At 71.4% G+C, this 19,222-nt stretch carries 13 protein-coding genes, 1 tRNA gene and 2 pseudogenes; 9 read left to right on the forward strand and 7 right to left on the reverse strand.

Going from position 1 to position 19,222, the window contains the following annotated elements:
- Positions 1-2,151 (forward strand): annotated as a pseudogene (locus tag ACTJKJ_RS25470) (hypothetical protein); the annotation flags it as partial.
- Here the strand turns inward: ACTJKJ_RS25470 and ACTJKJ_RS25475 are convergent.
- Positions 2,148-3,281: an alpha-hydroxy acid oxidase gene (locus tag ACTJKJ_RS25475; RefSeq protein WP_440822930.1), complete on the reverse strand. Its 1,134-nt coding sequence runs from the start codon at positions 3,279-3,281 to the stop codon at positions 2,148-2,150. The pseudogene ACTJKJ_RS25470 and the gene ACTJKJ_RS25475 sit on opposite strands and share 4 nt — an antisense overlap.
- A gap of 102 nt (positions 3,282-3,383) precedes the next feature.
- On the reverse strand, positions 3,384-4,283 hold the full coding sequence (locus tag ACTJKJ_RS25480; RefSeq protein WP_440822932.1) for a LysR family transcriptional regulator: 900 nt from the start codon (positions 4,281-4,283) through the stop codon (positions 3,384-3,386).
- A 92-nt stretch (positions 4,284-4,375) separates the two neighbouring features.
- Here ACTJKJ_RS25480 and ACTJKJ_RS25485 point away from each other — a divergent pair, with 92 nt between their 5' ends.
- Positions 4,376-4,831 (forward strand): YbaN family protein, encoded by a 456-nt coding sequence (locus tag ACTJKJ_RS25485; protein ID WP_440822934.1) that lies wholly within the window; start codon positions 4,376-4,378, stop codon positions 4,829-4,831.
- Here ACTJKJ_RS25485 and dinB read toward each other — a convergent pair whose 3' ends face one another.
- The 3 genes from dinB to argH form a co-directional block, all read right to left on the reverse strand.
- Positions 4,832-6,076, reverse strand: coding sequence for a DNA polymerase IV (dinB, locus tag ACTJKJ_RS25490; protein ID WP_440822936.1), 1,245 nt, complete (start codon positions 6,074-6,076; stop codon positions 4,832-4,834). It lies immediately after the preceding gene.
- 72 nt (positions 6,077-6,148) lie between these two features.
- Positions 6,149-6,640, reverse strand: coding sequence for a hemerythrin domain-containing protein (locus ACTJKJ_RS25495; RefSeq protein WP_440822938.1), 492 nt, complete (start codon positions 6,638-6,640; stop codon positions 6,149-6,151).
- A 3-nt stretch (positions 6,641-6,643) separates the two neighbouring features.
- Complete coding sequence (gene argH / locus ACTJKJ_RS25500) at positions 6,644-8,101, reverse strand: argininosuccinate lyase (RefSeq protein ID WP_440822940.1); 1,458 nt, start codon at positions 8,099-8,101, stop codon at positions 6,644-6,646.
- A 220-nt stretch (positions 8,102-8,321) separates the two neighbouring features.
- Here argH and ACTJKJ_RS25505 point away from each other — a divergent pair, with 220 nt between their 5' ends.
- Both ACTJKJ_RS25505 and ACTJKJ_RS25510 read left to right on the forward strand, forming a co-directional pair.
- A complete protein-coding gene (locus tag ACTJKJ_RS25505; protein ID WP_440822942.1) occupies positions 8,322-9,512 on the forward strand; it encodes a sensor histidine kinase in 1,191 nt (396 codons plus the stop codon).
- Between the two features lie 79 nt (positions 9,513-9,591).
- Positions 9,592-10,209: pseudogene (locus ACTJKJ_RS25510) on the forward strand (LytR/AlgR family response regulator transcription factor); the annotation flags it as partial.
- Between the two features lie 213 nt (positions 10,210-10,422).
- Here the strand turns inward: ACTJKJ_RS25510 and ppc are convergent.
- Complete coding sequence (ppc, locus tag ACTJKJ_RS25515; RefSeq protein ID WP_440823003.1) at positions 10,423-13,167, reverse strand: phosphoenolpyruvate carboxylase; 2,745 nt, start codon at positions 13,165-13,167, stop codon at positions 10,423-10,425.
- 405 nt (positions 13,168-13,572) lie between these two features.
- Here ppc and hemC point away from each other — a divergent pair, with 405 nt between their 5' ends.
- From hemC to ACTJKJ_RS25540, 5 genes are all read left to right on the forward strand, one after another.
- The gene (gene hemC / locus ACTJKJ_RS25520) at positions 13,573-14,502 is read left to right on the forward strand and encodes a hydroxymethylbilane synthase (protein WP_440822944.1); all 930 of its coding nucleotides are present in this window, start codon (positions 13,573-13,575) and stop codon (positions 14,500-14,502) included.
- Positions 14,502-15,365, forward strand: coding sequence for a uroporphyrinogen-III synthase (locus ACTJKJ_RS25525; protein ID WP_440822946.1), 864 nt, complete (start codon positions 14,502-14,504; stop codon positions 15,363-15,365). The genes hemC and ACTJKJ_RS25525 overlap by 1 nt, the downstream gene beginning before the upstream one ends.
- Entirely contained in the window at positions 15,362-16,501 is a 1,140-nt protein-coding gene (locus tag ACTJKJ_RS25530) for a uroporphyrinogen-III C-methyltransferase (protein WP_440822948.1), read from the forward strand. The genes ACTJKJ_RS25525 and ACTJKJ_RS25530 overlap by 4 nt, the downstream gene beginning before the upstream one ends.
- A gap of 10 nt (positions 16,502-16,511) precedes the next feature.
- Positions 16,512-17,759, forward strand: coding sequence for a heme biosynthesis HemY N-terminal domain-containing protein (locus ACTJKJ_RS25535; protein ID WP_183492170.1), 1,248 nt, complete (start codon positions 16,512-16,514; stop codon positions 17,757-17,759).
- An 84-nt stretch (positions 17,760-17,843) separates the two neighbouring features.
- A tRNA-Arg gene (locus tag ACTJKJ_RS25540) sits at positions 17,844-17,920 on the forward strand.
- 84 nt (positions 17,921-18,004) lie between these two features.
- Here the strand turns inward: ACTJKJ_RS25540 and ACTJKJ_RS25545 are convergent.
- Complete coding sequence (locus ACTJKJ_RS25545) at positions 18,005-19,117, reverse strand: CaiB/BaiF CoA transferase family protein (RefSeq protein WP_440822950.1); 1,113 nt, start codon at positions 19,115-19,117, stop codon at positions 18,005-18,007.
- Between the last annotated feature and the right edge of the window lie 105 nt (positions 19,118-19,222).

Genomic DNA, 19,222 nt, shown 5'->3' on the forward strand with positions numbered 1-19,222 from the left:
ACGTGGAAGCCGGGCACGGGCGGCGCGATCTCGGGCGCAGAACTGAAGGAGGGTGACAACACGGTCACCGTCAAGCAGACGGACGCCGCAGGAAACGTCGCCACCGCCACCATCACGGTGGTGAAGGACACCCTGATCGACAAGCCGATCGTTGGGACGAGCACCGGCACCGGTTCGATCAACAACACCGGCTCGGTCACGGTCTCCGGCATCGAGAACAACGGCAAGTGGGAGTTCTCCACCGATGGCGGTCAGACGTGGAAGCCGGGCACGGGTGGCGCGATCTCCGGCGCTGAACTGAACGAAGGCGACAACACAGTCATCGTCAAGCAGGCCGATGCCGCGGGCAACGAAGCCATCAACGCGATCACGGTGAGCAAGGACCTCAAGGTCGATGAGCCCACCGTGACCACCAGCACGGGCGGCGCGATCAACGACGCTGGCTGGGTGAACGTGGGGCAGATCGAAAGCGGCGCGACCTGGGCGTACAGCCTGGACAACGGACGCACCTGGACAGAAGGCACCGAGCCGAAGATCCCGGGCAGCGTGCTGAACGAAGGTCACAACATCCTCGTCATTCGGCAGACCGACCTGGCAGGGAACAGCGCGTCGTCGACCGTTCTTGTTGAAAAGGACACCGTCGTCGAGGCCCCCAAGCTGTCGCTGGCGACCGATTCCGGCACCGCCGGCGACGGCCTCACCAACAGCGGCATCCTCAACGTGAGCGGCCTCGAAAAGGGGGCGCGCTGGGAATACAGCATCGATGGTGGCGATTGGCAGGTGGGTTCCGGAGGCACCATCGCGGACCCCGGCTACGCCAATGCCTCGCACACGGTCCGCGTGCGTCAGACCGACGTCGCCGGCAACAAGAGCGTCGAATCCACCTTCACCTTCACCATCGACAAGACCGCCCCGGCCACGCCTCAGGTTGCGCTCCGCTACGACGCCGGCAATCCGGGCGACCCGCTCACCGGCCGCGCCGACCTGAGCCTGTCCGGGCTGGAAGTCGGCAGCAAGATCCACGTGTTCAAGGAGGGACAGTGGTACGTCTATGAGACCCACGCCGACACCGGCTTCTTCCACCTGCCGGGATTCGCTTCGGACGGCCCCAAGACCATCCTCGTCAAGCAGGTCGACTCGGCCGGCAATGAATCGGCGACGGTGAGCTTCGACTTCACGCTCGACACGACAGCGCCCGACGCGGTCGACCTCTCCCTGCTGAACGACACCGGCGTGGCCGGCGACGGCCGGACCAGCGATGCGAGCATCAAACTCTCGCGGCTGGAAGGCGGCGCCACGTGGAAGTACAGCCTCGACGGCGGCACCACCTGGACGACGGGCACGGGCCAGGCCATCGCTGGCAGCGCGCTGGCCGAGGGGCTGAACACGGTGACGGTCGCGCAGATCGATCGCGTCGGAAACCTGGGCGCCTACAGCTCGATCACGGTCCACAAGGACACGCAAGTCGAGGCGCCGACGATCAGGATGCCCGCGGCGGGGTCGAAGGCCGAGTTCGATGCCTCGGAAGAGGGCTTCGCTTATGTCGTGTCTGCCTATGCGGCCGACACCTCATCCATGGCTGCGCTCGATGCGCTCTCGCCCGACGAGTGCCGACGCGTCGATGTCTCCGCCTCCGGCGGCCGCGTCGAGTTGTCAGCGCTGACAGGGCTTGGCGATGGCTACTACCGCGTGGTCTTCAGCGACAAGGCCGGCAACCTGGCCGCGGGGACGACGGCAAGCGGCATGAAGCACGTGCAGGTGCAAGGCGGGGAGATCCTGGCCACGCAGGTGGTCATGGGAACGTCCGGGAATGACGTGTTGACCGCGCCGAACGGGGGCGGAGCCATGATCTCCGGCGATGGGTTCGACACCTTTGTCTTTTCCTCGGGCATCAAGGGCGTGTTCGACGTGGATCTCCACGCCATAGACACCCTCGATCTGAGGTCCCTGGGATTGGACAAGGATCGATTCTTCCTTGAGCGCGAGCAACGTTTCCAGCGCGGCACCCATCAGGGGAAGGCGGCCATCCTGATCGATTGGGAAGCGACCGGGGACTTCACGAACCCCGACGTCGTGCTGGTCAGTGCGACGGCTTCCAACCCGTCCGTCCTGTACGACGACAACGGCACCGGGCGCATGTTCCCGTTCTAACGCAGGATGCTCCGATCCACACCGCGCAGCTCGCGATGGCCGCAGAAGGCCATCGTCAGGTCCAGCTCGCGGTGGATGATCTCCAGCGCCTTCGTCACGCCGGGCCGGCCCATCGCGCCCAGGCCATACAGGAACGCGCGGCCGATGTAGGTGCCGCGCGCCCCCAGCGCCCAGGCCTTGAGCACGTCCTGCCCCGAGCGGATCCCGCCGTCCATGTGGACCTCGATGCGGTCGCCGACCACGTCCACGATGCGGGGCAGCGCGCGGATGCTGGACTCCGCGCCATCGAGCTGCCGGCCGCCGTGGTTGCTGACGATCAGCGCATCGGCGCCGGTGGCGGCGGCGAGCTTCGCGTCCTCCTCGTCGATGATGCCCTTGAGGATCAGCTTGCCGCCCCAGCGCTCGCGGATCCACTGCACGTCGTCCCAGCTCAGCTGCGGATCGAATTGCTTGGCCGTCCACTCGGACAGCGAGCCCATGTCCCCCACGCCCTTCACATGCCCGACGATGTTGCCGAACTGGCGTCTGGGCGTGCCCAGCATGCCCAGGCACCAGCGCGGCTTGGTCGCCATGTTGATCAGGTTGGGCAGCGTCAGCTTGGGCGGCGCGGACAGGCCGTTCTTCAGGTCCTTGTGCCGCTGGCCCAGGATCTGCAGGTCCAGCGTCAGCACCAGCGCCTCGCACTTCGCGGCCTTGGCGCGGTCGATGAGGCTGTTGATGAAGCCGCGATCGCGCATCACGTAGAGCTGGAACCAGAACGGCGCCGTCGTGTTCGCCGCCACGTCCTCGATCGAGCAGATGCTCATCGTCGACAGCGTGAACGGCACGCCGAAGGCCTCGGCTGCCTGGGCGGCGAGGATCTCGCCGTCCGCATGCTGCATGCCGGTCAGCCCGGTCGGCGCGATCGCCACCGGCATCGCGACCGGGCGGCCGATCATCGTCGCGGCGGTGCTGCGGCCTTCCATGTTGACTGCCACGCGCTGGCGCAGCTTGATCGACTGGAAGTCCGACTCGTTGGCCCGATAGGTGCTCTCGGTCCAGGAGCCGGAGTCCGCGTAGTCGTAGAACATCCGCGGGACGCGCTGCTGCGCGAGCAGGCGCAGGTCTTCGATGCAGGTGATGACGCTCATGCGCCGGATGCTAGGCGAGCCACCGCTGGCCCGGCCGGAAAGTTTGGACGCGCGCGCCGGAAGATCGTTCCGGATCGGTCAGGGATTTCCTGGGCGTGAGCGTCAGGCCGGGTGCGCGTCGGCGCTCAGCGCCTCGCAATGCCGGACCAGCCAGCGCGAGAACACACGGGCCGCCTCGCCGTCGCCATGGCGCACCAGGCCATAGGGCATGGCGGCCGGCACGGCCAGGTCGAACAGCCGCTTGAGCGCGCCGCTGCGCAGCGCGGTGGCGGCCAGGCTCGGCCGGCCCAGCACGACGCCCTGGCCGCAGGCGGCCGCTTCCAGCGTCAATCCCAGGTCCACGAAGCGCGTGCCCTGCGCGGGCTCCGGCCAATCGAGCCCCGCGGCGCGCAGCCAGGGCTGCCACGGCTGCAGCGGCGTGCGCAGCAGCGGGGCAGAGGCCAGGTCCGCCGGCGTCTCGATCGTGCCGAGCCGCGCGAGCAGCGCCGGCGCCGCCATCGGCGTGACGATGTCGTCCAGCAGGACCTCGCCGCCGGCGGGCACCGTGCCGGCGAAGATCTCGACCTCCGCGGGCGGCGCGGGTTGATCCAGGTAGGGCGTCGACAGCAGCAGCTCGAGCTCGACATCGGGATGCGCGGCCGCGAAGCCGGGCAGCGCCGGCACCAGCACCTGCCGCGCGAAGGTCGGCGGGCTGCTGACGCTCAGGCGCGTGACGCGTGGCCGCTCGCGCTGGTGCAGCGGCACGGCCGCCAGCAGCGCGAGCGCGGTGCGCACCTGCGCGAGGTATTCCTTGCCCGCCGCCGTCAGGCGCAGCGGCTGGCGCGTCATCAAGGGCAGGCCTAGGCGCTCCTCCAGCGTCGCGATGCGCTTGCCGACGGCGCTGGCGCTGACGTGCAGCGTCTCGGCGGCGCGTTCCAGGCTGCCCAGGCGCGCGGCGGCCTCGAAGGCCAGCAGGCCGTCGAGTGAGGGCAGGCGCGGGGAGTCGCTGGGGGCATCGCTCATGGCGGCGACTGTAGCCGCCGGAGGTCCCGCCTCGCCAGCGGACTTGAGCGGCCGCCGCACCGGCCGCCGCGCGTCGCCGCTACAGTCGCGCGATGTCCCAAGCCGTCGATCCCGAGCGCCCGACCGAGGCTCCTGAAGCCGTGGATGCTGTCGTCGCCGATGACGCGACGACCAGCGCGCTCGAGCAAGCCGCACTGTGGCGCCGCCTGCCCTGGTTGATCGGCGGCGCGCTGAGCCTGCTGCTCGGCGTGATCGGCATCTTCCTGCCGTTGCTGCCCACCACGCCTTTCGTGTTGCTGGCCGCGTTCTGCTTCGCGCGAGGCTCGGCGCGCTGCGAGGCCTGGCTGCTCGCTCATCCGCGCTTCGGGCCGATGGTCGTCCAGTGGCGCGCGCGTCGCGCCGTGCCGCTGCGGGCCAAGCAACTGGCCTGGGGAATGATGGCCCTGAGCTCCGCGATCTCCTGGGCGGTGATGCCGGTGCTGCCCTGGCTGCCGGCGGTGTGCTGCCTCGCGGTCGGGCTCTGGCTCTGGCGCCTGCCCACCGCCTGATCAGCCGAAGAGGTTGAGGTTCTCCGGCCGCGGCCGGGGATCCTCCGGCTTGCTGGCGGCGCCGGTGCGACCGCGCCGGGCCGGCTCGATCTCCCCGGGGCGGCTCAGCTTGCCCACGCGCACGCCCAGCAGGCGCAGCCGCTGGCTCAGGTCCACCCGCTTGAGGCACAGCCCCGCCGCGTGCCGGATGGCCGCGGCGTCCTGCACCGGCTGATCCAGCGTCAGGTCGCGCGTCACCGTGCGGAAGCCCTCGAAGCGCAGCTTGATGCCGATGGTGCGGCCCAGGTAGCCCTTGCGCTGCAGGTCCGAGGCCAGTTGCTCGCACAGCGCCGTGAAGATGCGCGACAGCTCCGGCCGGTCGCGACGCGCGTGCAGGTCGCGCTCGAAGGTGGTCTCGCGGCTGATGGAGACCGGCTCGCTGTGCGTGACCACCGGCCGGTCGTCCAGGCCCCAGGCCGCCTGGTGCAGCCAGGCGCTGTAGCCGGGGCCGAAATGCTGTTGCAGCAGCTCCAGCGGCGCGGCCGCGAGTTCCCCGATCGTGTGCAGGCCCAGCGCCTCGAGCTTCTCGCCGGCCTTGGGGCCGATGCCGTTGATCCGTCGCGCCGGCAGCGGCCAGATCCGCGTCGGCAGATCGGCCATCGTCACCAGCGTCAGCCCGTCGGGCTTGTCCAGCTCCGACGCGATCTTGGACAGCAGCTTGTTGGGCGTCACGCCAATCGAGCAGGTCAGCCCGGTGGCGCTCTGCACCGAGTTCTTGATCTCCCGCGCCACCGCCCGCACGCCGCCCAGGGGATCGTGGCCGACCGGCTCGCGCGCGCCCGGCACGTCGGTCAGGTCGATGTAGATCTCGTCGATGCCGCGGTCCTCGATGACCGGCGCGATCTCGCGCACCGCCGCCTTGAACAGCCGCGAGTAATGGCGATACGAATCGAAGTCGGCCGGCAGCAGGATCGCCTGCGGGGCGCGCAGCGCCGCCTTCATCAGTCCCATCGCCGAGAACACGCCCAGCGCGCGCGCCGCGTAGGTCGAGGTCGTCACGACGCCGCGGCCGGTGTAGTCGGCCAGCTTGAAGAACTCGCGCGTGCCGTCGGGGCGTTCCTGCGGCGTGTGGGCGCGCCGTCCGCCGACCACCACCGGCAGTCCCTTGAGCTCCGGATAACGCAGCAGCTCCACGGACGCGTAGAACGCGTCCATGTCCAGGTGGGCGATCAAGCGATCGGGCAGGGCGGGCGTCGGCTCGGCCATGCGGCGGATTGTGGCGGCGCCGGCTGACAGGCGCTGTCAGCAGGGCCGGAGCCGCCCTTCAGCAAGGGCGGTTCAGTGGCCGCAGGACGTCGAGCCGCAAGCTGAGACCGCGTCCGTCGCTTCGGCCGCGGGGCGGATCGGATCGCGGCATTCGCCGGTCTTCGGATCGAAGCCGCGCTGCTGCATCGTGTAGACCAGCGCCGCGTCCATCATCTCCGCATGACCGGGGAACCACTGCGAGAGCTCGGTGCGCACGATGCCCAGCGGCTCGCGGTCGCCGAGGTCCTCGGCATAGCGCACCACCTCGCGCATCACGTTCAGTACCATCGCATGCTGGCTGCTGTGGCAGTTCTCCGGCTCGAAGCCGGTGGCCGCCATCCAGCGCTCCTCCATCGCGAAGTGCTCCTCGGTGTGCGCCAGCAGCGCCTTGAACGCGGGCAGCGCGTCTTCGCCGCCATCGAGCGCGTCGCCATAGTGGTTCAGCAGCGCGACGAATTCCTCGTGCGTGTGGTCGAGCTCCGGCTGATTGAGCACCAGCTCGTCGGTCCAGGCCAGCGTGCTCATCGGTCAGCCCTTCGCGGCGACGGCCGCGCCCAGGCGCTCGCGATGGCGCGCGACCTGCGCGCGCACCTGCGCCGGCGCGGTGCCGCCCAGGATGTTGCGCGCGTTCAGCGAGCCCTGCAGCGACAGCACCTCGTAGACGTCCTCGCCGATGCGGGCGTCGAACTGGCGCAGCGCGTCCAGCGGCAGCGCCGACAGGTCGATGCCCTGCGCCTGCGCGGTCTTCACCGCATGGGCGACGACCTCGTGGGCGTCGCGGAAGGCCAGGCCCTTCTTGACCAGGTAGTCCGCCAGGTCGGTCGCCGTCGCGTAGCCCTTGAGGGCCGCGCGTTCCATCGCCTCGGGCTTGACCGTCAGGCCGGCCATCATCTCCGCGAAGATGCGCAGCGTGTCGTTGAGCGTGTCGACGGTGTCGAACAGCGGCTCCTTGTCTTCCTGGTTGTCCTTGTTGTAGGCCAGCGGCTGGCCCTTCATCAGCGTGATCAGGCCCATCAGGTGGCCCACCACGCGGCCGCTCTTGCCGCGTGCCAGTTCGGGCACGTCCGGGTTCTTCTTCTGCGGCATGATGCTCGACCCGGTGCAGAAGCGGTCCGGCAGCGCGATGAAGCCGAAGGCCTGGCTCATCCACAGGATCAGCTCCTCCGACAGGCGCGAGATGTGCACCATGATCAGCGCCGCGGCGGCGCTGAATTCGATCGCGAAGTCGCGGTCGCTGACGGCGTCCAGGCTGTTCTGCGCGACGCCTTCCATGCCCAGCGTGCGCGCGACGCGCTCGCGGTCCAGCGGGTAGCTGGTGCCGGCCAGCGCGGCGGCGCCCAGCGGCAGGCGGTTCACGCGCTTGCGCGCGTCGACGAGGCGCTCCGCGTCGCGCGCGAACATCTCGACGTAGGCCAGCAGGTGATGCCCGAAGGCCACCGGCTGCGCCACCTGCAGGTGGGTGAAGCCGGGCAGGATCACGTCGGCATGGCGCTCGGCCTGCTCGACCAGCACCCGCTGCAGCTCGCCCAGCAGGCCCACCAGCGTGTCGATCTCGCCGCGCAGCCACAGCCGCACGTCGGTGGCGACCTGGTCGTTGCGGCTGCGGCCGGTGTGCAGCCGCTTGCCGGCCAGGCCGACCAGCTCGGTCAGGCGCGCCTCGATGTTCAGGTGCACGTCCTCCAGGTCCAGCTTCCATTCGAAGCGGCCCGACGCGATCTCCTCGCGGATCTGCGCCATGCCCTTCTGGATCGCGGCCAGATCGTCGGCGCCGATGATGCCCTGCGCGGCCAGCATGTCGGCGTGGGCGAGCGAGCCCTGGATGTCCGCGGCCCACAGGCGCTTGTCGAAGTCGACGCTGGCGGTGTAGCGCTTGACCAGCTCGCTCATCGGCTCGGAGAAGAGGGCGGACCAGGCTTGCGACTTGTTGGCGAGCTGGTTGTCGGCGGGTTGGCCGTCGGCCAGGGAGTCAGCAGGGGAGGAGGACATCGGCTTGCAAGGCGTTACGACTTCGCGGCGCCCCGGGCGGGCCCGCATTGGTCGCGGCCGGACGCCTGGGAGAGAATGAGCCGCCGATTCTAAAGGGGGCGCCATCCGGTCGCCCATGGGCGGGCAGGGACGCCATCCAGGCGCTCCAAGGACCCGGGGCGCCATCCCGGCGCCCGGGCGCAGGCAGAGGGCAAGGACAGTGCGGGGACGGGAGGAGCCGATGGCCAGCAAGGCAAGCAGCGGACGGACGTCGGGCGACGCGCCGCGACGCCCGGCCGACCCGTCGCAAAACGCGCGCAACGCACGCGACGCCTCGACGCAGCCGGCGAGCACCCAGCCGATGAGCACCCAGCCACTGCCCTCGCAGCCCGCCTGGGAGGAGACCCGCCTGGACGCGCGCACGGCCGAGGCGCCGCGGCTGATCGATGCCCAGCGCCGCTTCGACGTCTGCCATGTCGGCCTGGTGCTGCGCGCGGTGCTGGGCGTGCAGCTGGTGCTGTCGCTCGGACTGGCGCTGATGTCGGAGACGCTGGCGCAATGGGCCTGGGCCATGGGCGGCGCGTCCGTCGCCGCCTTGAGCGCGGTGCTGGCCTGGCTGCTGATCGTGTGCGCCGCCAAGCGGCTGCTGGCGCGGCTGCCGGAGTGGGCGCAATGGACGCTGCCGATCGCGCTGGGGGCCGCCTGCGCCCACGGCGGCGCGCTGCTGCTGGAGGCGGTGGAACTGGGGCATCTGGGCGCCTTGCCGCGCGTGGCCGCGGCGCTCACCGGCGGGCTCGCGGCCGGCGTGCTGCTGGGCTGGCTGAAGCTGCGCGAGCGCGCCCAGGCGCCGGCCGACGCGCTGGCCCGGCTGGTCGAGCTGCAATCGCGGATCCGGCCGCACTTCCTCTTCAACACGCTGAACACGGCGATCGCGCTGGTGCGCGTCGATCCCAACCGCGCCGAGGAGGTGCTGGAGGACCTGGCCGAGCTGTTCCGCGTCGCGCTGGCGGACGCCGGCCCGACGGCCGAGGGCGTGCGCCTGGACCAGGAGGTCGAGCTGGCGCGGCGCTACCTCGCGATCGAGCAACTGCGTTTCGGCGACCGCCTGCGCGTGCACTGGCAGCTCGATCCGCATGCGGCCGACGCGCGCGTGCCGCCGCTGCTGCTGCAGCCGCTGGTGGAGAACGCGGTGCGTCACGGGATCGAGCCCAACGACCAGGGTGGCGACGTCGACATCGTGACCCGCGCGCGCGGCAGCGAGGTCGAGATCCGCGTCGTCAACACGGTCGGGTTGCCGTCGCGCGCCCAGGGGCATGGCCTGGCGCTGCGCAACGTGCGGCAGCGGCTGCGCCTGATGCACGACGTGGCGGCACGGCTGGAGGCCGGGCCGGGCGAGGGCCGCTTCGTCGTGCGCATCGTGATGCCGCGATGACGGGCGCAGCGACGACGCGATGACGCGCTCACACGACCGGCGCTGAACCGGAACGGGAACGAGGACAGGGAAGGAAGACATGCTGACGCATCCGCCGCTGAGGGTCTTGATCGTCGATGACGAGCCGCTGGCGCGGCTGCGGCTGCGGGGCCTGGTCGAGGCCAACGAGGAGCCGCGCGCCGAGGTCGCCGCCGAAGCCGGCAGCGGCGAGCAGGCGCTGGCCTGGCTCAAGGACCATGCCTGCGACCTGATCCTGCTCGACGTGCAGATGCCGGGCCTGGACGGCCTGGGCCTGGCGCAGACGCTGCGCGGCCGGCCCTTCGCGCCGGCGATCGTGTTCGTGACGGCCCATGCGCAGCACGCGCTGCAGGCCTTCGAGCTGGAGGCGCTGGACTACCTGACCAAGCCGGTGCGGCGCGAGCGGCTGCAGGCCAGCCTCGCGCGGGCGGCGCAGCGCCTGGACGAACGCGCGGCCGCGAAGGCGCGCGAGGCGGGCGCGCCGCACGGCCCGGGCGCGACGCCGGCCGCCGAGGCGCCCGTCATCAACATCACCGAACGCGGCCGCCTGCTGCGGGTGCCGCTGGCCGAGGTCCTCTACTTCAAGGCCGAGCTCAAGTACCTGACGCTGCGCACCGCCACGCAGAGCCATGTGATGGACGGATCCCTGAGCGAGCTGGAGCAGCGCCTGGGCGACCGCTTCCTGCGCGTGCACCGCAATGCGCTGGTCGCGAAGGCGGCGGTGCGCGAGCTCGAGCGCCACGTGCCCACCGACGGGCCGGCGGATGGCGACGGCGACAACGGCGGCGAACTCGGCTGGGCGGTCCGCATCGCCCACGTCAACGAATGGCTGGCCGTGTCGCGCCGCCAGGTCGCCGCGGTGCGGGAGGCGNGGCCAGCGCTGAGGCGATCCTCAGCCGGTGTTGCGCAGCCCCGCCGCGATGCCGTTGATCGACAGGTGGATGCCGCGCTGCACGCGTTCCAGCCGCGGGTCCTCGGCGCGCTTCTCGGCCGGGATGGCGCGGTAGCGGCGCATCAGCTCGACCTGCAGGTGGTTCAGCGGATCGATGTAGGGGAAGCGGTGCTCGATGGAGCGCGCCAGCGCCGGGTTGGCCGCGAGCCGGTCGTTCTCGCCGGTGATCAGCGCCAGCGCCGCCTCGGTGCGGGCGAACTCGGCCTCGATCGCGCCGAAGATCTTCTTGCCCAGGCGCTTGTCCTCCACCAGCTCCAGGTAGCGGCGGGCGATGTCCAGGTCGGCCTTGGCCAGCACCATGTCCAGGTTGGACAGCAGGGTGCGGAAGAAGGGCCACTGCTTGTACATGCGCTTGAGCAGCGCGAGCTTCTCGTCGCGGCCCGCCTTGTCCTTGCCCAGGAACTCCTGGATGCCCGAGCCGAAGCCGCACCAGCCCGGCAGCGTGATGCGCGACTGGCCCCAGCTGAAGCCCCAGGGAATGGCGCGCAGGTCCTCGATCGCGCGGGTCGCCTTGCGCGACGCCGGCCGCGAGCCGATGTTGAGCTCGGCGATCTCGCGGATCGGGGTCGTCGCGAAGAAGAAGTCGGCAAAGCCCGGCGTGTCGTAGACCAGGCCGCGATAGGCCGCGAAGCTGCTGTCGGACAGCGCCTGCGCCGCGTCCATGAAGGCCTTGGGCGCCGGCTTGGTCGGATGCAGCAGCGTGGCCTCCAGCGTCGCGGCGACCAGCGTCTCCAGGTTGCGCCGGCCGATCTCCGGATTGGCGTACTTGGAGTTGATGACCTCGCCCTGCTCGGTCAGGCGGATCTGGCCGTTCACCGTGCCGGGCGGCTGGGCCAGGATGGCCTGGTAGCTCGGGCCGCCGCCGCGGCCGACCGTGCCGCCGCGACCATGGAACAGGCGCAGCGTCAGCGGCCCCTGGGCGCGCAACTCGTCGAACAGCTGCACCAGCGCGATCTCCGCGCGGTAGAGCTCCCAGCTGCTGGTGAACACGCCGCCATCCTTGTTGGAGTCGGAGTAGCCCAGCATGATGTCCTGCTCGCCGCCGGAGCGGCGCACCAGCGCCGCCATGCCGGGCAGCTCGTAGAAGCCGCGCATGATGCCGGGCGCGTTGCGCAGGTCGGCGATGGTCTCGAACAGCGGCACGACGATCAGGTCGCTGACCGCCTCGCCATCGAGCGTGCCGCGCAGCAGCCCGACTTCCTTGAGCAGCAGCTGCACCTCGAGCAGGTCGCTGACGTCCTCGGTGTGCGAAATGATGTAGTGGCGCAGCGCCTCGCGGCCGAAGCGCTTGAGCGACTCGCGCGCGGTCTCGAAGATCGCCAGCTCGCCCAGGGTGCGCTCGCTGTAGTCGGCGCCCAGCACGCGCAGCGGGCGCGTCTGGTTGAGCAGGTCCACCAGCAGCGCGCGGCGCTCCATCTCGCCCAGCGCCGAATAGTTCTCGCAGACGCGCGCGGTCTTGAGCAGCTCGACGACGGTGAGCTCATGCTGGTCGCTGCTCTGGCGCAGGTCCAGGGTGGCCAGGTGGAAGCCGAAGACCTGCACCGCGCGCATCAGCGGCTTGAGCCGCGGCGCGATCAGCGCATGGGCATGGTGGCTTTCCAGCGAGGACTGGATCACGCGCAGGTCCGCCAGCAGGTCCTCGGGCGTCAGGTACGGGTCCTGCGGCGCGACCGCGTGGCGCAGCGCCTCGGTGCCGGTCAAGGCCTGCAGCGTCGCGGCCAGCCGCGCATACATGCCGGTCAGCGCGCGCCGGTAGGGCTCGTCCATGCGGTGCTCGTTCTGGTCGGGGCTGCGCTCGGCCAGCGCCTGCATCGCCGGCGTGACGCCTGCCAGCCGCAGCGAGATCGACAGTTCCGCGCCCAGCTCGTGCAGCTCGGTCAGGTAGTGGCGCAGCGCCAGCTCGCTCTGGCGGCGCAGCGCCAGCCGCATCGTCTCGGCGGTGACGTTGGGATTGCCGTCGCGGTCGCCGCCGATCCACTGGCCCATGCGCAGGAAGGGCGCCACCTCCTCGCCGGGCAGCGCCTCCTCGAGCTCGGTGTAGAGCTTGGGGATCTCGCGCAGGAAGGTCGCGTGGTAGTAGCTCAGCGCGTTCTCGATCTCGTCGGCGACGGTCAGCTTCGAGTAGCGCAGCATGCGCGTCTGCCACAGCTGCGTGACGCGGGCGCGGATCAGGTGCTCGTTGGCGGCCTTCTCGCGCTCGGTGTGCAACCGGTCGCGGGCGCCGACCAGCTCGGCGATCGCCCGCTCCGCGTCCAGGATGCTCTTGCGCTGCACCTCGGTCGGATGGGCCGTCAGCACCGGCGACACGAAGCCGTTCTCCAGCGTGCGCGCGACCTCGGCCGGCCGCACGCCGGCGTCGAAGAGCCGCTCCAGCGCATAGGCGAGCGAGCCGGGCTGCAGCGAGCCGTCGCGGTCGTGCACCTCGCGGCGGCGCACGTGGTGGCGGTCCTCGGCGATGTTGGCCAGGTGGGAGAAGTAGCTGAAGGCGCGTATCACGCTGACCGTCTGCTCGCCCGAGAGGCTCTTGAGCAGCTTGTCCATCTGCTTGCCGGCCTGCGCATCCCGCTTCAGGCGGAACGCCACCGACAGCTGCCGCACGCGCTCCACCAGTTCGTAGGCCTCGCGGCCCTCCTGCTCCCGGATCACCTCGCCCAGGATGCGGCCCAGCAGGCGGATGTCGTCCATCAGCGGCTGGTTCTTGTCCTTGACGATCTGGATCGAGCGCGTGGTGGCCTTGGCGTTGCCGGCCTTCTCGGCCTTCTTCGAGGCGGGCGTGGCGGCGGCCTTGGCCCGCGGGGTCGAGGCCGGCTTGGCGGCGGCACGGGCGGCCGGGCGGGCGGGGCGGGAAGCGGTACTGGCGGGCATGGTGGCGTCAGGAGTTCGTCAGAGACCGGAGGGGTGAGCGGAGACTGGTGATGTAACGGAGTTACCTCCGGTTCACTTTAGCAGTTTCTCCGTGCGCGGCCCGCACGGCGGCGTGGCGCGGACGCCGCGACTCGCTCCGGGATCGCGCAAGCGACGCTTCGCGGCAAGCGGTGGTCCCCGGGGGCGGGGAGGAAGGCCGTGCCTGCTCGGCTAGCATCCCGCCCCATGAACCAAGAATTCGTGATCGCCACGCGCGAGAGCCGGCTGGCGTTGTGGCAGGCCGAACATGTGCAGGCCCTGCTGCGCGCACGGGGGCTGGCGGTGCGGCTGCTGGGCATGACCACCCGAGGCGACCAGATCCTGGATCGCACGCTGTCCAAGGTCGGCGGCAAGGGCCTGTTCGTCAAGGAGCTGGAAACGGCGCTGGAGGACGGTCGCGCCCAGCTCGCGGTGCACTCGCTCAAGGACGTGCCGATGGAGCTGCCGGCGGGCTTCGTGCTCGCCGCGGTGCTGGAGCGCGAGGATCCGCGCGACGCGCTGGTGTCCTCGAAGTACGACAGCCTCGCCGCGCTGCCGCAGGGCGCCTGCGTCGGCACCTCCAGCCTGCGCCGCGTGACGCAGCTCAAGAACATGCGGCCGGACCTGCGCATCGAGCCGGTGCGCGGCAACCTCGACACGCGGCTGCGCAAGCTCGACGAGGGCCAGTACGATGCGATCGTCCTGGCCGCCGCCGGCCTCAAGCGCCTGCAACTCGAGGGCCGGATCCGCCAGTACTTCGGCGTCGACGAGATGATTCCGTGCGCCGGACAGGGCGCGCTGGGCATCGAGATCCGCGCCGGGCAGGCGCCGCTGGCCGAGCACCTGGCCGCCCTGGCGCACGCGCCCACCTGGCTGGCCGCGGCCGCCGAACGCGCGGTGTCGCGCGAGCTCGGCGGCAGTTGCTCGATGCCGCTGGCCGCGCACGCGGTCTGGGCGGCTGACGGCCGGCTGACGCTGTCCGCCGCCCTGGGGCACCCGACCCAGCCGGAGCGGGCCCTGCTGCGGGCGGAGACGGCCGCGACCGTGTCCGACCTGGGCCAGGCCGAGGGCTTGGGCGTCGCCGCCGCGAACGCGCTGCGCGAGCGGGGCGCCGCCGAGTACCTGAAGGACGCCTGATGCCGGGCGAGGTCGCCCCGGTCCGACTGCTGTTGACCCGTCCCCGGGCCCAGGCCGACGACTGGGTCCGGCGGATGGCGGCGCTGGATGTGCCCACCGCCTCGCTGCCGCTGATCGACATCGCCCCCGCCGCCGATCCTGCCGGCCTGGCGCAGGCGTGGTCGGCGCTGCCGGCGACGGACCTGGCGATGTTCGTCAGCCCCAATGCCGTCGAGCATTTTTTCGATCGACGCCGCGCGGACGGCGGCCAGGACGCATGGCCCGACCGCACCTGGGCCGCCACGGTGGGCCCCGGCAGCGCGCGCGCGCTGGTCGAGCGCGGCGTGCCCGAGGCCCGCATCGTCCAGCCGCCGGCCGAGGCGGACAGCCTGGATTCGGAACATCTCTGGCCGGAGCTGTGCCGCGTCGCCGGCGCGGACTGGACCGGCCGCCGGGCGCTGCTGGTGCGCGGCGATGGCGGGCGGGAATGGCTCGGCGACCGCCTCCGCGAAGCCGGCGCGGCGGTGTCGGCCGTGAGTGTCTACCGCCGCGCCTGTCCCGTCCTCGATGCGCCGGGGCGCCGCCTGCTGCGCGAGGCGATCGAGGCGCCGGACCGCCATGTCTGGCTCTTCAGCAGCTCGGAGGCCATCGGCCACCTGGATTCCCTCGAACAGGGGACGCGCGAGCCCGCCGCCCCCCCGTCCGACCCCCTGCCCATGCCCGCCGACTGGGGACGGGTGCGGGCGCTCGCGACCCATGAGCGGATCGCCGCGCGCGCGCGGGCCCTCGGCGTGGGGCATGTGGTTTTGGTGCGACCCGACGCGGCGGCCGTCGCGGCCGGGTTCCGGATGCTGTCAGGGTCCACCCTAGAATCGCCGACGTGAGCGAGACCAACACCCCAGCGGCCGACGTTTCGTCGCCCCACAAGCCCGTCCGGCAATCCGGCGCCACGCTGACCCAGGCCGTCGTGGCCGGCGTCGGCCTCGTGGCCCTGCTGGCCCTCGGCCTGGCCTGGCAGAGCCAGCAGCGGCTCAAGCAGGTCGAACAGGAACTCGTCCGGCGCCAGGACAGCAGCCAGAGCGAGGCCAACATCGCCCGCGACCAGGCGCGCCAGGCCCAGGACCTGAGCCGCGACACCGCCGCCAAGGTCGCGCTGCTCGACGCGCGGCTGGCCGAGGTGGCGGTGCAGCGCGAGCAGCTCGAGGGGCTGATGCAGTCGATGAACCAGTCGCGCGACGAGAACGTCGTCGGCGACATCGAGGCCTCGCTGCGGGTCGCGATGCAGCAGGGCACGATCACCGGCAGCGCCGAGCCGCTGGTGGCCGCGCTGCGCCAGGCCGACGAGCGGCTGGCGCGCTACAAGCAGCCGCGCCTGGAGGGCGTGCGCCGCGCCGTCACGCGGGACCTGGAACGGATCAAGGCGGTCAGCGTCGTCGACGTCTCGACGCTGACGATCAAGCTCGACGAGGTGGTGCGCCAGGTCGACGACCTGCCGCTGCTGGCCGTGGCCCAGCCCGGCCGTGAAGGCGCGACGCCGCCGCAGGCGTCGGCCAGCGCGGCGGCGGTGAAGCCGGTCGCGGCGCGCCGGCCGGCGTCCTCGGCGTCGCTCGCCGCCGCCGACGGCGAGCCGGGCTGGTGGTCGCGCCTGTGGGACCAGGCCGGCGAGCGCTGGACCCACTTGTCGGGCGAAGTCTGGCGCGAGGCCCGCGGGCTGCTGCGCGTGACGCGCATCGATCATCCGGAGGCGGCCCTGATCGCGCCGGAGCAGGCCTTCTTCCTGCGCGAGAACCTCAAGCTCAGATTGCTCAACGCCCGCCTGGCGCTGCTGAGCCGCCAGTTCGACACCGCGCAGGTCGACCTGCGCGAGGCGCAGGCGATGCTGGACCGCTACTTCGACGCGCGTTCGCGCAAGCTGTCCCAGACGGTGGAGCTGCTGCGCCAGGTGCAGGGGCAGTCCCGCCAGGTCAGCGTGCCGCGGCCCGACGACACGCTTGCCGCGCTGAGCGCGGTGGCCCGCTGAGGAGATCGCCATGCGGATGGTGATCTGGCTTGTGCTGCTGTTCGTCGCGGCCGTGGTCGCGGCGCTGACGCTGGGCAACAACGACGGCCTGGCCAGTTTCTACTGGCGCGGCTGGCGGATGGACCTGTCGCTCAACCTGTTCCTGCTGCTGCTGGTGGCGGGCTGCTTCGCGCTGATGACGCTGATGCAGACGCTGGATGCGTTGCTGACGCTGCCCAAGCGCGCGCGGCTCTGGCGCATGGCCCAGCGGGAGCGCAGCGCGCAGGTCGCGCTGCGCGAGGCCTGGGCCGAGTACTTCGGCGCGCGCTACAGCCGCGCCCAGAAGGCGGCGCAACGCGCGCTCAACATCCAGTCGCAGACGCCGGACCTGGCGCAGGACGGTGCGTTCATGGCGCTGGCGCACCTGGTGGCCGCGCAGAGCGCGCACAAGCTGCAGGATCGGCGCAATCGCGACGAGCACCTGCGCCAGGCGCTGCAGGTGGCGGCGACCTCGGCCGGCGCGCGGGTGCAGGAAGAGGGCGCCCGGCTGCTGGCGGCCGAATGGGCGCTCGACGACCGGGACGCGCCGCGCGCGCTCGGCCTGCTGGGCGAACTGACTCCCGGCGTGGCGCGCCGCACCCAGGCGCTGCGGCTGAAGCTGCAGGGCAGCCGGCTGGCGCATCAGCCGCTGGAGGCGCTGCGCACCGCGCGCCTGCTGGCCAAGCACCAGGGCTTCTCGAAGTCGGCGGCCCAGGGGCTGTTGCGCTCGCTGGCCTGCGAGGCGCTGGAGACCGCACGCGACATCGATCAGCTGCGCGCCGTCTGGCAGCAGCTGGATGCATCGGACCGGCGCGATGTGTTCGTCGCCGCGCGTGCGGCGAACTGCGCGGCGGCCCTGGGCGCGCCCGAGGATGGCCGTGGCTGGCTGCGTCCGTTCTGGGAAGCGATCACGGAGCAGGGCGCCGATGAGCGCCAGGCCCTGGCCGAGGCGCTGGTGCTGTGCACGCCGGGGCTGGGCCCCGAATGGCTGCAGCGCCTGGAGGGCGCGGTGCAGCGTTTCCCGCGCGACGGCACGATGGCGCTGGCCCTGGGCCACGCGCTGGCGGAGCGCCAGCTGTGGGGCAAGGCGCGCCTGATGCTGGAGCAGGCGGCGGAGGACCGGGAACTGTCCGTCGCCGCGCGCCGCCGCAGCTGGCTGCGCCTGGCGGAGATGGCCGACCAGGACGACGACGGCGAGCGTCGCGCCCGCTGCTTCGAGGCGGCGGCGCGTCTGGGTTGAGGCACCGCGACCGGTCGCCCCAAGGATTTTTCGGGGAGATTCTTGCGGACCTCCAAAAATGCATGCTATAGTCGCAGTCTTTCAGCGGCTGTAGCTCAGTTGGATAGAGTACTTGGCTACGAACCAAGGGGTCGTGGGTTCGAATCCTGCCAGCCGCGCCAAATCGAAAGGCCAGTGTTGAAAAACACTGGCCTTTTTCTTTGCCAGGACTTTTCCAGAAACCCGGCGGGGATACTCTTGGACGGTTATCCGGTGCGAATATCGTCCGAGTCAGATAAACCCGGCGGCATATTCGTCGCTACCGCTGCGGGACCGGGCATCGCCGGCGTGCGAGAGAGTTTCGGTGCCGGCATCGGCCACGCCAGCCCATCCTGCATGAAGAAGTTGCGCCGCGCCTGATGCTGCGGGTGCAGGGGCGCCTCGGACGGCGTCAGCACGGGCGCGACGCAGGCATCGCTGTCCTCGAACACCGCCGCCCAATGCGCCAGCGGCTGTTCGCGGATCAGCGCCGCCACCCGCTCGCGCAGCGCCGGCCACTGGCTCGGATCGTCCTGCGCCGGGACCGGCGTCAGGCCCAGGCGCTCCATCAGTTCGCGGTGGAAGGGTGCCTCGATGGCGCCCAGCGACAACCAGCGCCCATCGGCGCATTCGAAGCTGTCGTAGAAATGCGAGCGGTGCAGGAAGAAGTTGCGTTCCGGGTCCTCGTCCCATCGGCCGCCCGCGCGCAGCGCCTGGATCAGCGTCCCCATGTAGCCGACGCCGTCGACGATCGCGGCGTCCACGACCTGGCCCCGACCGGAGCGACGCGACTCCCAGAGTGCGCACATCAGCCCGAACAGCATCGTCAACGCACCGCCGCCGACGTCGCCCAGCAAGGTGGCCGGGAGCGCAGGCGCCTGCCCCGGCCGACCCGCGAAAGGCATCAGCCCGCTGAGCGCTACGTAGTTGATGTCATGGCCAGCGGTGCGCGCGAGCGGGCCGGTCTGGCCCCAGCCGGTCAGCCGCGCGTAGACCAGCCTCGGATGCGCCGCCAGCAGCGTGTCGGGACCCAGCCCCAGCCGCTCCATCACGCCGGGCCGGAAGCCCTCGACCAGCGCATCGGCCTGCGCGATCAGCTCCCGTACCCGCGCCAGGCCCAGCGCTGACTTCAGGTCGGCCTGCACCACCTGCTTGCCGCGATTCAGCGCGGCGCCGCCGCCAAGACGCTGCTCGCCGCCGGGCCGCTCCACCACGGTGACGGTCGCGCCGAAGTCCGCCAGCACCAGCCCCGCGAAAGGCGCCGGCCCGATGCCGGCGAACTCGACGATCCTCACTCCGGCCAAGGGGCCGCCGCTGCCGGTTTCCGTCGTGTCGCTCATGCCTCGGTGCCTCCGGGGGGATGGGGGTCGCGACACCATACCGCGTTCGCGCGCGGGGCTCCGTCGTCCCTCGCGCGGCGGCCGTGGAAGGGCGACACAATCCAG

The organism is Roseateles sp. 22389 (genome assembly GCF_052044995.1).
GTDB lineage: Bacteria > Pseudomonadota > Gammaproteobacteria > Burkholderiales > Burkholderiaceae_C > Roseateles.